Raw genomic sequence first — 12,411 nt, 5'->3', positions numbered from 1 at the left:
CACCATTGTGCGCCGCATCGCGATCCGGCAAGCGGACGCGGTCGGAATTGCCTGACGCGGCCCAGGTCGCGCGACGTGTGAAAGAATATCCCTTGGACGCAGTCCTCGCCGCCTCTCCCCGTCCGAAGGGGGATGTGAACGCCCTCGTCCGGCTGGCCGGAACCGACATGGCCGAGGTGGATGCATTGATCATCGATCGGATGCAGTCGGATGTGCCGATCATCCCCAAACTGGCCGAACACCTGGTTTCGGCCGGGGGCAAGCGCCTGCGGCCCCTGCTGACCGTCGCCGCCGCCCGCGCCTCTGGCGCCGAGGGCGACATCCTGTCGCCGAAGAAGCTGGCCGCCGCGGTCGAGTTCATCCACACCGCCACCCTGTTGCACGACGACATCGTCGACGCCTCCGAACTGCGACGCGGCAAGGTCGCGGCCCACCTGATCTGGGGCGCGCCCACCAGTGTTCTGGTCGGCGACTTCCTGTTCGCCCGCGCTTTTGAGTTGATGGTCGAGACCGATTCGATGCGGGCCCTGGGCATCCTGGCCCAGGCGTCGCGGGTGATCTCGGAGGGCGAGGTGCTGCAGCTGACGCGCGCCCACGACCTGAACCTGGACCAGGCCACCTATCTGCAGATCATCTCGGCCAAGACCGCCGAACTGTTCGCCGCCGCCGCCGAGGCGGGGGCCGTGGGCGCCGGCGCCGATGCGGCAGCGACCGCCGCCCTGCGCGACTATGGCATGGCTCTGGGCATCGCCTTCCAGCTGGCCGACGACGCCCTGGACTATGGCGCGACCGCCGAGGCCCTCGGCAAGAACGCCGGCGACGACTTCAACGAGGGCAAGGCCACCCTGCCGCTGCTGCTGGCGGTGGCCCGCACTCGGGGTCGCGAGGACGATTTCTGGGAGCGGACCGTGACCAAGGGCGAGCGCACGCCCGAGGACTTCGCCCGCGCCCGCGAACTGGTGGTCGGTTCCGGCGCCATCGGCGCGACCCTGGATCTGGCCGGCGACTACGCCGATCAGGCCAAGGCCGCCCTGTCGGTCCTGCCGGCGTCGGACTGGCGCGCGGCCCTGGAAGACCTGGCCGATTTCGCCGTTTCGCGTGCCGCCTGAACCCGATCCGGCGGCGGTGGCGGGAACCCTGGACGCCCAGGTTCGCGCCGCCGATCTGGACCGCTGGCTGTCCACCCGCCTGGTCGCCGACGCGCGCGCCCGCGCCGATCTGATCACGCTCTACGCCTTCGAGGCCGAGCTGATGTCGATCCCCGCGCGCGTGACCCAGCCCTTGCTGGCCGAGATGCGCTACACTTGGTGGGCGGAACAGCTGGACGGGGTCTTCGCCGGGATCCCCCGCAAGGGCCATCCGGTGCTGGAGGCCCTGACCGACCTGGTCGTCCGCCACGCCCTGGACCGCGCCCCCCTCGACGCCCTGATCGAGGCCCACATCGGCCGCGTCCACGGCGAGCCGCATGACCTGGACGCCTTCTACGTCGGTCCGATGCAGGCGGCGGTCCAGGTGCTGGCCGGTCCGGGTCATGCCGACAAGGTGGTCGAGGCCGGGCGGGTGCGGGGGCTGGGCCAAGTCGGACGGGCCGACGAGGCGAAGGCCGCGCGGCCCAAGGCCAACGCCGCCTTGAAGGGCTTGCCGGCCGAGGGGTTCCCGGCCGTGGCCTCGGCCGCCCTGACGACGCCCGACGAGCCGGAACCGGTCAAGCGCCTGCGACTGATCTGGGCGACGGTGCGCGGACGGGTTTAGCCCGCGTCCCGCCAGGCCTTCAGGTTTTCCATCGCCCGGATGCTCTGCAGCCGCTTCTTGGCCCGGCCGCGTTCCTTCGGGTGGATGCGTTTGCCGTCTTCATCGACCTTGGGCGCCTCAAGCGGCGGCAGCAGGCCATAGTTGATGTTCATCGGCTGGAACTTGGACCCTTCCAGGTGCCCGCCGGTGATGTGTTCGACCAGGGCGCCCATGGCGGTCTCGGGCGGGGGCGCCGACAGGTCGCGGCCCAGAGCTTGCGCCGCGGCGAGGCGGCCGGTCAGCAGGCCCATGGCGGCGCTCTCGACATAGCCCTCGACCCCGGTCACCTGGCCGGCGAAGCGCAGGCGGGGCATGGCCTTGAGCCGCAGCTGCTTGTCCAGCAGCTGGGGGCTGTTCAGATAGGTGTTGCGGTGCAGGCCGCCCAGGCGGGCGAACTGGGCGTTCTGGAGGCCGGGGATCATGCGGAAGACCTCGGCCTGGGCCCCGTGCTTCAGCTTGGTCTGGAAACCGACCATGTTGAACAGGGTGCCCAGGGCGTTGTCCTGACGCAGCTGGACGATGGCGTAGGACTTGACCAGCGGGTCGCGCGGGTTGGTCAGGCCGACCGGCTTCATCGGGCCGTGGCGCAGGGTCTCGCGGCCGCGTTCAGCCATGACCTCGATCGGCAGGCAGCCGTCGAAATAGGGCACGTGCTCCCAGTCCTTGAACTCGGCCTTGGGGCCGTTCAGCAGGGCGTCGATGAAGGCCTCGTACTGGGGCTTGTCCATCGGGCAGTTGACGTAGGCGGCGGCGTCTCCGCCCGGGCCTTCCTTGTCATAGCGCGACTGACGCCAGGCGATGTCGAAGTCGATCGAGTCAGCGTGGACGATGGGGGCGATGGCGTCGAAGAAGCTGAGGCTTTCCTCGCCCGTCGCCTTCAGGATGGCCTCGGCCAGGGCGGGCGAGGTCAGGGGGCCGGTGGCGACGATGACATTGTCCCAGTCCTCAGGCGGCAAGCCTGCGATCTCCTCGCGCACGATGGTGATCAGCGGATGGGCCGCCAGTTTCGCCGTCACGGCGTCGGAGAAGGCGTCGCGGTCCACGGCCAGGGCGCCGCCTGCCGGCACCTGGTTGACGTCGCCGCAGGCCATGATGATCGAGTCCAGCGCCCGCATCTCGGCGTGCAGCAGGCCGACGGCGTTGTATTCCCAATCGTCCGACCGGAAGGAGTTGGAGCAGACCAGTTCGGCCAGGCCGTCGGTCTGGTGAGCGTCGGTCTTCACGCCGGGCACGCCGCGCATCTCGTGCAGGATCACGGACACGCCGGCCTGGGCGATCTGCCAGGCGGCCTCCGAGCCGGCGAGGCCGCCGCCGATGACGTGAATAGGGGAAGGAGAGGGGGAAGCAGTCATCGCGGCCTTCTAGCGGTCGTCTGGCGTGATGTCATGATCCCCTGCTATGTCTGAGGCGGGGATATGGGGCGATGATCGTGACGAACGACAGGCGATTGCGGCTGGGCGAGGCGCTGAAGGCGTCGGTCGTCGGCCTGGTCAGGGCGTGGCGTTGGGCCTGGGGCGCCATGGCGGTCTGCGCCCTTGTGTGGGCCGTGCGACCCTTCATGGTCGGCGTCCTGGCGTGGGTTTGGGCGGCGGCGGCGTTGGTCGCCGGCCTCATCCTGATCGGCGCCCTGGCGCGCACGGCGATCAGCGACGACCGAAACGACGCGCGGCGGCTGGGCCTGGGGGCGGCGGGTCTGCAACTGGGTTTGCCTGAACTGCGCCTGCTGGGCGCCGCCCTGCTGTGTTCGGTCTTCATGGCCATGATCCTGTCGGTCGTGGCCCTAGTGCTGCTGGCCGTGTTTGGCATGGCCGAGCTGAACCCCGAGGCGATCCGCCTGCGGGACTGGGCGGCGGTGGGGCCGATCTGGAAACTGGTCCTGCTGGCGGTCGTGACCCTGCTGGCCTTCTACGGCGTGCTGGTGATGGTCGTGCGCCTGTCGCTGTTCGCCCCGGCCACCCTGGGGCGCGGACACATGGTGTCCCTGAACAGCATGGGGATCGCCCAGGGCAGTTTCCGGCCTCTGCTGGGCGGACTGGTCGTGGTCGTGGGCCTGCCGATCCTGGGACTGCTGATCCTGACGGGGGCGGGCCTGCCATCCGGCGTGGCGACGTGGATCGTGTGGGCGGTGGTGATCTCCGCGTTCGAGGCGCCCCTGGCTCTGGCTTTGCTGGGTGCGGCCTATCGCAGACTCGAGTACTGGACACCGCAAGGAGCCCCCCATGACTGAGATATTTTCCATCGGCGAGGCCATGGCGACGCCGGGACGCGTGATCCGGCGCCATCCCATGGCGGTCTTCGTCTGGGGATTTCTGATGATGGGCTTCAGCCTGTTGGCTGTGGCTCTGATGTTCGGAACCCTGGCGGACCTGCCTCTGACGGACGGCGCCGAGCCGCCGCCGGAAATGTTCGGGAAACTGATGGCGGTTCAGGGCCTGTCCATGCTGTTGAACGTCGGACAGGCCGTGTTGGCGGTCGTGATCTGGGCGGCGACCATGCGGGCGACGTTGATGATCGGCCGGCCCGAACAAACCTTCTTCCTGCGCGCGGGAATGGACGAGTTGCGGCTGGTGGTCGTGGGGCTGGCGCTGTTTGTCGGGGCCTATATCGCCGTGATCATTCTGGTGCTGCTGGGCGCGGCCCTCGTCGCCACCCTGTGGCAGGCCAATGAGGCGGCGGCGATGATCGGCGGCTTCGTTCTGGTGCTGGGTCTGATCGCACTGGTCGTCGTCGCCATGGCGCGGCTGTCCCTCATCGCGCCCGCCACCCTGATCCTGAAACGGTTCGCCTTCGTCGAGGGCTGGGCCCTGGGCCGCGGGCGCACCCTGCCGTTGCTGGGCCTGCTGGTCTGCACCTGGCTGGTCTATCTGGTCGTCTATTTCGTCCTGGCCTTCGTCGTGATCGTCGCCCTGTTCGCCAGCGGTGTTCTCGCGGACATCACGGCCCAGTCGCCTCCCGCCACCCTGGGCGAGCTGTTTCCATCGCCGCCGGTGTTGGCGACGGTGGCCGGGCTGATGCTTGTGCCCGGCGGCTTTGTCTACGGGGCGGTCATGACCCTGCTCAGCGCGCCCTTCGCCTCCGCCTGCCGTCAGCTTCTGGATGGGCCGTCCGGCGCCGTGTTCGCCGCAGCGACGTCGCCCGCCGCCACCTCGGCGGGCGACGCGGCCGACACGATGGTCTAGGATCGCGCCAATCTGATCTGGAGTGCAGCATGAGCTTTTCCGCCACCGACGCGGCGTTCGAAGGATTTCGGGTGGTGCGTCGCCATCCGGTGACAGCCCTGATCTGGGGTCTGGCCTATCTGGTCCTGTATGTGGCGACCTTCGGTCTGGGCGCCGGCCAATGGGCCGCGATCATGGCCTCGGCCCAGACGCTGGAACAGTCGTCCAATCCGTCGCCTGAGGAGATGATGGCCCTGGGGCAGGCCTATATGGGCCTGCTCGTCTGGTTGGCGCCTCTGGGCCTGGTGATCGGGGCTGTGCTCAGCGCCGCCGTGGCGCGGTCGGTGCTGCGGCCCGCCGAGAACGCCTGGGGCTATCTGCGGTTGGGCATGGACGAGGTTCGGGTGTTCGCGGTCACGCTGGCGATCGGGGTGATCGTCGGGCTTTTGTGCGGGGTGCTTTCCGCCATCGTCGTGACCGTGTTCGGCCTCGGGGTCGCCTCGGGTCAGGCGGTCATGTATCTGCTCGCCTTGATCCTGGGCCTGGCCGCGGCGGCTCTCGTGATCTGGCTTTCGATCAAGCTCTGCCTGGCCGTGCCGATGACGATCGACCGGCGCAAGTTCACCCTGTTCGAGTCGTTCAAGGCCACCAACGGCCAGTTCTGGCCCCTGCTGGGCATGACGATCATCGCCGTGATCATGAGCCTGATCGTCAGCATTCTTGGCACGATCATCAGCGCGGGCACGGATCTTGCGACCGGCGGCATCTCTGTTCTGGCGGGCATGGACGGCCTGTCCACCCTGGATGTCCTGGCGCGCGCCTGGCCCGCTATCCTGGTCTGGTCCGTGGTCAACGCCCTGATGTCCGCCCTGCAGCTGGCGGTGCTCTATGCGCCCTTCTCGGCGGCCTGGCAGGGTCTGCGGGACCGCTGAACCGACCCGCAAACCGGCGGTGAAGGCGTCAGGCCGACGCCTTCACCCGCTTCTTCTTCACATGTTCACCCACCGACCCGCCAAGCGCCGCGACCCGCGCCTTGCGGCGGGTCTCGTGCCGGTCCAGCACCTCCTTGAGGTATTTGCCGGTCCAGCTGGCGGCGTTGTCCGCCACCTGTTCCGGCGTGCCGACCGCGACGATCTCGCCGCCGCCGTCGCCGCCTTCGGGGCCGAAGTCGAGCAGGTAGTCGGCGACCTTGATGACATCCAGATTGTGCTCGATCACCACGATGGTGTTGCCGGCCTCGACCAGTTCCTGAAGCACTTCCAGCAGTTTCCTCGTGTCCTCGAAGTGCAGGCCGGTGGTCGGCTCGTCGAGGATGTAGAGGGTGCGGCCGGTGGCGCGCTTCGACAGTTCCTTGGACAGCTTGACCCGCTGGGCCTCGCCGCCGGACAGGGTGGTCGCCGGCTGGCCCACCTTGACGTAGCCCAGGCCCACGCGCTCCAGCGTCAGCATCTTGTCGCGGATCGGCGGCACGGCCTTGAAGAAGGTCGCGGCCTCCTCGACCGTCATGTCGAGCACGTCCGAGATCGACTTGCCCTTGAACACGATCTCCAGGGTCTCGCGGTTGTAGCGTTTGCCCTTGCAGACGTCGCAGGTGACATAGACGTCGGGCAGGAAGTGCATCTCGATCTTGATGACGCCGTCGCCCTGGCAGGCCTCGCAGCGACCGCCCTTGACGTTGAAGCTGAACCGGCCGGGTCCGTAGCCGCGGGCCTTGGATTCCGGCAGGCCGGCGTACCAGTCGCGGATCGGGCCGAAGGCGCCGGTGTAGGTCGCCGGGTTCGAGCGCGGGGTGCGGCCGATCGGCGACTGATCGATGTCGATCACCTTGTCGAAATGCTCCAGCCCCTCGATCCGGTCGAACGGGGCGGGGGCGTCTGACGCATTGTTCAGACGGCGGGCCGCGGCCTTGTAAAGGGTCTCGATGGTGAAGGTCGACTTGCCGCCGCCGGACACGCCGGTGATGCAGGTGAAGACGCCGACGGGGATTTCGCCGGTCACGCTCTTCAGATTGTTGCCGCTGGCGCCGCTGATCTTCAGCATCCGCTTGCGGTCGATGGGACGGCGGCCGTCGACGGGGATCTCGATCTCGCGCTCGCCGGTCAGATATTTACCGGTCAGGGAGTTGGGATTGGCCATGACCTCGGCGGGCGTGCCCTCGGCGCAGACCGTGCCGCCGTGGACGCCGGCGGCGGGGCCCATGTCGATGACATAGTCGGCGGTCAGGATGGCTTCCTCGTCATGCTCAACGACGAGCACTGAGTTGCCCAGGTCACGCAGCCCCTTCAGGCTTTCCAGCAGGCGGGTGTTGTCGCGCTGGTGCAGGCCGATGGAGGGCTCGTCCAGCACATAGAGCACGCCGGTCAGGCCCGAGCCGATCTGCGACGCCAGACGGATGCGCTGGCTCTCACCGCCCGACAGGGTGCCGGAGGATCGCGACAGCGACAGATAGTCGAGGCCGACGTTATTCAGGAAGCGCAGCCGGTCGCCGATCTCCTTCAGGATGCGGCGGCCGATCTCCATCTGCTTGTCGCTGAGCGCCTCGGGCAGGGCCTGGACCCAGTCGTAGGCCTTCTTGATGGACAGGGTGGAGATGTCGGCGATGTCCTGGGCCCCGACCTTGACCGCCAGGGCCTCGGGCTTCAGCCGCTTGCCGTGGCAGGCGTCGCACGGGGTCTCGGACTGGTAGCGGGCCAGTTCCTCGCGCACCCAGGCGCTGTCGGTCTCGCGCCAGCGACGCTCCAGGTTCGGCAGCACACCCTCGAACGGCTTGGAGACCTCGTATTTGCGGGCGTTGTCGTCGTAGGTGAATTTGATCTTCTCGGCGCCGGTTCCATACAGGATCGCCTTGTGCGCCTGGGCCGGCAGCTCGCGCCAGGCCACGTCCATCGAGAAGCCGTAGTGGCGGCTGAGCGACTGCAGGGTCTGGGTGTAGAGGGGCGAGGGGCCGCGCGCCCATGGCGCGACGGCGCCCTTGTGCAGGCTCTTGTCGCGGTCCGGGATCACCAGATCGGCGTCGAAGGCCAGCTTGACCCCGAGGCCGTCGCAGACCGGGCAGGCGCCGAAGGGATTGTTGAACGAGAACAGCCGCGGCTCGATCTCAGAGATGGTGAAGCCGGACACCGGACAGGCGAACCGTTCCGAGAACAGCAGGCTGCGCGGCGCCGTCTCGCCCTCGGCCGTGCTGGCCCATTCGGCGTTGGCGATTCCATCGGCCAGACCCAGGGCGGTCTGAAGACTGTCGGCGTAGCGGGCTTCCTGGTCAGGCTTGGTGACGATACGGTCCACGACGATGTCGATGTCGTGCTTGAACTTCTTGTCCAGGGTGGGGGCTTCGTCGATCGGATAGAATTGGCCGTCGATCTTCAGCCGCTGGAAGCCCTGACGCTGCCACTCGGCGATTTCCTTCTTGTATTCGCCCTTGCGGCCCCGGACGACGGGGGCCAGCAGCAGGATCCGCTCGCCGTCCGGCAGGGCGACCAGCTTGTCGACCATCTGGCTGATGGTCTGGCTCTCGATCGGCAGGCCGGTGGCGGGGGAATAGGGGACGCCGACCCGCGCCCATAGCAGGCGCATATAGTCGTGGATCTCGGTGACCGTGCCGACGGTCGAGCGCGGGTTCTTGGACGTCGTCTTCTGTTCGATGGAGATGGCGGGGGACAGCCCCTCGATCAGGTCCACGTCCGGCTTGCCCATCAGTTCCAGGAACTGGCGCGCATAGGCCGACAGGCTCTCGACATAGCGGCGCTGGCCTTCGGCGTAGATGGTGTCGAACGCCAGGGACGACTTGCCCGAGCCTGACAGGCCGGTCATCACCACCAGCTGTTCGCGGGGAATGTCGAGGTCCACGCCCTTGAGATTATGCTCGCGGGCGCCGCGAACGCGGATGAAGTTGTGCTTTTCGGTCATGCTGTCCGGGAACGCGGGAAGGGCCGGGCGGGTCCGGCGCGACATCGCTATATGGGGATGAATCGCGCGATTGAAGCAAGAACAATGTGGGAACATTGCGGCGCCCTGTGGGCTGAGGTATCGTCGGCGCATGGCCGAGGGTTTCGACATCCACCTGAACGAAGATCAGGCGCGGCGGCTGAAGGCGGTGGCCGAGGCGGCGGGGCTGGACCCGACGGCCTTTGCGATCCAGACGCTGGAAGGCGTGATTGGGGATATCGGCATCGCAGGCGTGAGCGAATATCCGGCCTCCTGGGTCTCGGAGGACGCGGAACGCTGGGCCGAGTATGAGCGGACGGGCGTGACCGTGCCGCTGGAGGATGCACTTCGCGATTTTCACGACAACTTGGCGCGGCGCCTGGCGGAGAAGCGTTGAAATATCGGGTTCGCTTGCTGCCGCCTGCGCGCAGCGATCTGATCCGCGTCTCCAACTTCCTCGCGGATGTCGCCCCCAGAGCTGCATTGAGGGCGGCTGACGTTTTGGATGAAGCGCTTAGAACGCTCGAGTTGTTCCCAGAGCGCGCGCCCAAAACAGGGGCTGCATCAAGGGAGTTGGTCGTTCCATTCGGACAGGCAGGTTATATCATCCGTTACCGTATTGAGCGGACGGATGTGGTTGTGCTGCGCATCTTCCACACCCGCGAACATCGCCCTTTCGGACCCTAATCCGGCGTCCACGCCTGCGTAGTCCGCACGAACCGTTCGCCCTTGGCCAGCATCACCCCGTTGGCGGTGGCGATCCCAAGCTCCAGGCTTTCGGCGATGCGGCGGGCGCGTTCGATGAAGTGGTTGGCGGCCACGGGCGGGCACAGGCCGCGGGCCGTCTCGACGAAAACCTCCAACCAGCGATCGAAATGGCGGGCGTCGATGGGCAGGGGCAGGTGCTTCGGCATAGGTCGCCCCTGATAGACCCCAGTCGACAGGGCGACGGACGACCAGAATAGTTTCATCTGCGCCAGGTGCGGCGCCCAGTCGGTGATGCGGTCGGCGAAGATCGGGCCGATCAGGCGGTCGTCACGGACGCGGGCGTAGAAGGTCTCGACCAGGGCGTCGATCATCGCCTCGTCTATGCCGGTCTCGTCGCGCAAACGCTGGACGGCGGCTTCGCGGCGCGCGGCGGCGCCGGCGGGGTCTTCGATGCGGAAACGGCTTTCCATAGGGCGGGGAATAGCCGGGCGTTGAAGCTCGCGCCACTGGACGATCCGCCCAACCTCACGCGGCCGTGTTCGACGCCAGACTTGCACATTGCGGGATTACGACCCATCCTCCTTGTTCTGACGCGTTTTGCAGAAGGTTTGACGATCATGATCATCGCATTGGCCACCGGTTCCGCCCTGTCCGCCATGCTGCTCGTGATCCTCCATGCCAACCAGCCCAAGCCGAAGCGCGTTCCCGTCCGCGCTCGCGACTCTCGACAAGGTCGCCGCTAGAACGCCCGCCGGCGTCACGCTTTTCGACAATCTGAGCCTGACGTTCGAGCCTGAGCGCACCGGCGTCGTCGGTCGCAACGGCGCGGGCAAGAGCACCCTGTTGCGCTTGATCTCGGGCGACCTGTCGCCGGCCGAGGGCGCGGTGACGCGCGTCGGGACGATCGGCGTGCTGGATCAGCGCCATGATCCTGCGCTGGGCGAGACGGTCGCCCAAACGCTGGGCGTCGGCGAAGCCCTGGCGGTAATCGAACGCGTGCTGGCCGGCGAGGGCGACGCAGAAGATCTCGCGAACGCCGACTGGACGCTGGAACTGCGGATCGCCGAGATTCTGGCCGAGGTCGGGCTGGCGGACCTGGCCATGGACCGGGCGACGATCAGTCTGAGCGGCGGCGAACAGACCCGGCTGCGGCTCGCCGGCCTGCTGCTGGCGCGGCCGGACCTGATCCTGCTGGACGAGCCGACCAATCATCTGGATGTCGGGGCGCGGCGACTGATCGCCGAGGTGCTGGGCCGCTGGGACGGCGGGGCCGTGGTGGTGAGCCATGACCGCGATCTGCTGCGGCGCATGGACCGGATCGTCGAGGTCTCTGGTCTGGGCGTGACCGTATACGGCGGAAACTACGACCTCTTCGCTGAGCGCAAGGCGACCGAGCGGGCGGCTGCGGAACGCGATTTGGCGGGCGCCGAACGGACGGCCGCCAGGGTGGGGGCGGACGCCCAGCGCCGTGCGGAGATGAAGGCGCGGCGCGACGCAGCCGGACGGCGCAAGGGCGCCAAGGGCGACATGCCGAAGATCCTGATCGGCGCCAGGGCGGAGCGGGCCGAGAACAGCGGCGCCGGCGACCGGCTGCTGGCGGCGCGGCAAGCCGCAGAGGCGGAGGCGGCCCTGGCGTCGGCGCGCGAGCGGGTGGAGCGCACCCGCGCCCTGTCGATCCCCATGCCATCGAGCGGGCTGGCTTCAGGGCGGACCTTGCTGGTTCTGGACAATGCGACCTGGGAGACGCCGCAGGGGCGCACCGTCGTGGGTCCGGTCAGCCTGCGGCTGACAGGGCCGGAACGGGTGGCGATCACGGGGCCGAACGGGGCGGGGAAAACGACCCTGCTGCGACTGATCCATGGGGCGCTGGAGCCGACGACCGGACGGGTGGAACGGCCGGGCCGAGCGGTGCTGCTGGACCAAGAGGCTGCGATCTTGAAACCGGAGGAAACCCTGGTCGAAGCCTGGCGGCGGCTCAATCCCGAGGGCTCGATCAATGACGCCCAGGCGGCGCTGGCGCGGTTTCTGTTCCGGAATGTAGCGGCGCATCGCGAAGTCGGCGCGCTGTCGGGCGGCGGGCGGCTGCGGGCGGCTCTGGCCTGCGTCATGACCGGGGCGAAGCCGCCGCAACTGCTGATTCTGGACGAGCCGACCAATCACCTGGACCTCGATTCCGTCGCCGCCGTGGAAGTCGCGCTGCGGGCCTATGACGGCGCCCTGATCGTGGTCAGTCATGACGCCGACTTTCTGGACGCCATACGGATCGAGCGGACGATCGCCCTCTAGCCGATCCCGCCCGTCTGGCGCAGCCCCTCCCACAGGGCGATGCCTGCGGTGACCGACAGGTTCAGCGAACGCGCTTCAGGACGCAGCGGAATCACCACGCGGGCGTCGACGGCGGCGTGGACATAGTCCGGCGCGCCGGATGTTTCCTTGCCGAACAGAAGCGTGTCGTCGGGGTGAAAGACGAAATCGGACAGGGGCGTCGCGCCGCGGGTGGTGAACAGAATCAGTCGGCCGACGGGGCGGTCGCGCTGAAACGCATCCCAGTCGGCGTGCCGGGTCATGTGCGACAAAGGACCATAGTCGAGCGCCGCTCGCTTCATGGCGCGGTCGTCGAAACGAAAGCCCGTAGGCTCCACGACGTGCAGTTCCACCCCGAAACAGGCCGACAGCCGGATGCAGGCGCCGACGTTCTGAGGAATGTCCGGTTGAAAAAGAGCGAGACGCATTCTAATCCCTAGATATACGCGGCCTGGGGGTTTGTCGCGGTCTGTCTGCGAACGTTTCGCAAGAAACGTCAGCGACTTGCGGCCTTAGGCCGCAAATA

The 12,411-nt window shown here is 67.8% G+C and carries 12 protein-coding genes; 8 read left to right on the top strand and 4 right to left on the bottom strand.

Annotated elements, in window-relative coordinates; genetic code table 11:
- Positions 1–134 precede the first annotated feature (134 nt).
- Together ER13_RS00115 and ER13_RS00110 are read left to right on the top strand one after the other, a co-directional pair.
- The gene (locus ER13_RS00115; protein WP_035305255.1) at positions 135–1,109 is read left to right on the top strand and encodes a polyprenyl synthetase family protein; all 975 of its coding nucleotides are present in this window, start codon (positions 135–137) and stop codon (positions 1,107–1,109) included.
- Entirely contained in the window at positions 1,099–1,752 is a 654-nt protein-coding gene (locus tag ER13_RS00110) for a squalene/phytoene synthase family protein (protein WP_035305066.1), read from the top strand. Before ER13_RS00115 ends, ER13_RS00110 begins: the two co-directional genes overlap by 11 nt.
- Here the strand turns inward: ER13_RS00110 and trmFO are convergent.
- Positions 1,749–3,143, bottom strand: a complete 1,395-nt coding sequence (trmFO, locus tag ER13_RS00105; protein ID WP_035305063.1) for a methylenetetrahydrofolate--tRNA-(uracil(54)-C(5))-methyltransferase (FADH(2)-oxidizing) TrmFO — start codon at positions 3,141–3,143, stop codon at positions 1,749–1,751. The genes ER13_RS00110 and trmFO overlap by 4 nt on opposite strands.
- Before the next feature lie 71 nt (positions 3,144–3,214).
- On the opposite strand from trmFO, the gene ER13_RS00100 reads away from it, so the two are divergent.
- From ER13_RS00100 to ER13_RS00090, 3 genes are read left to right on the top strand one after another with little or no spacing between them, the layout of a single operon-like run.
- Positions 3,215–4,018 (top strand): hypothetical protein, encoded by an 804-nt coding sequence (locus tag ER13_RS00100; RefSeq protein ID WP_035305061.1) that lies wholly within the window; start codon positions 3,215–3,217, stop codon positions 4,016–4,018.
- A complete protein-coding gene (locus tag ER13_RS00095) occupies positions 4,011–4,970 on the top strand; it encodes a hypothetical protein (RefSeq protein WP_035305058.1) in 960 nt (319 codons plus the stop codon). The genes ER13_RS00100 and ER13_RS00095 overlap by 8 nt, the downstream gene beginning before the upstream one ends.
- A 29-nt stretch (positions 4,971–4,999) precedes the next feature.
- Positions 5,000–5,881 carry a hypothetical protein gene (locus ER13_RS00090; RefSeq protein WP_035305055.1) on the top strand — a complete coding sequence of 294 codons (882 nt, stop codon included), beginning with the start codon at positions 5,000–5,002 and terminating at the stop codon, positions 5,879–5,881.
- 28 nt (positions 5,882–5,909) lie between these two features.
- Here ER13_RS00090 and uvrA read toward each other — a convergent pair whose 3' ends face one another.
- The gene (uvrA, locus tag ER13_RS00085; protein ID WP_035305252.1) at positions 5,910–8,855 is read right to left on the bottom strand and encodes an excinuclease ABC subunit UvrA; all 2,946 of its coding nucleotides are present in this window, start codon (positions 8,853–8,855) and stop codon (positions 5,910–5,912) included.
- Between the two features lie 130 nt (positions 8,856–8,985).
- Between uvrA and ER13_RS00080 the strand changes: the two genes are divergently transcribed.
- Entirely contained in the window at positions 8,986–9,270 is a 285-nt protein-coding gene (locus ER13_RS00080; protein WP_035305053.1) for a hypothetical protein, read from the top strand.
- Positions 9,267–9,560: a type II toxin-antitoxin system RelE/ParE family toxin gene (locus ER13_RS17785; protein WP_081836048.1), complete on the top strand. Its 294-nt coding sequence runs from the start codon at positions 9,267–9,269 to the stop codon at positions 9,558–9,560. The genes ER13_RS00080 and ER13_RS17785 overlap by 4 nt, the downstream gene beginning before the upstream one ends.
- Here the strand turns inward: ER13_RS17785 and ER13_RS00075 are convergent.
- Entirely contained in the window at positions 9,557–10,051 is a 495-nt protein-coding gene (locus tag ER13_RS00075; protein ID WP_052004623.1) for a group III truncated hemoglobin, read from the bottom strand. The two genes, ER13_RS17785 and ER13_RS00075, sit on opposite strands and share 4 nt — an antisense overlap.
- A 205-nt stretch (positions 10,052–10,256) precedes the next feature.
- Between ER13_RS00075 and ER13_RS00070 the strand changes: the two genes are divergently transcribed.
- Positions 10,257–11,867, top strand: a complete 1,611-nt coding sequence (locus tag ER13_RS00070; protein WP_035305051.1) for an ABC-F family ATP-binding cassette domain-containing protein — start codon at positions 10,257–10,259, stop codon at positions 11,865–11,867.
- Here ER13_RS00070 and ER13_RS00065 read toward each other — a convergent pair.
- On the bottom strand, positions 11,864–12,313 hold the full coding sequence (locus tag ER13_RS00065) for a tRNA (cytidine(34)-2'-O)-methyltransferase (RefSeq protein WP_035305049.1): 450 nt from the start codon (positions 12,311–12,313) through the stop codon (positions 11,864–11,866). The genes ER13_RS00070 and ER13_RS00065 overlap by 4 nt on opposite strands.
- Between the last annotated feature and the right edge of the window lie 98 nt (positions 12,314–12,411).

The sequence above is a fragment of the Brevundimonas sp. EAKA genome, assembly GCF_000698025.1.
GTDB classification, from domain to species: Bacteria; Pseudomonadota; Alphaproteobacteria; order Caulobacterales; family Caulobacteraceae; genus Brevundimonas; species Brevundimonas mediterranea_A.
The sequence above is the reverse complement of the archived record's forward strand: the minus strand, read 5'-3'. Positions and strand labels throughout refer to the sequence as shown.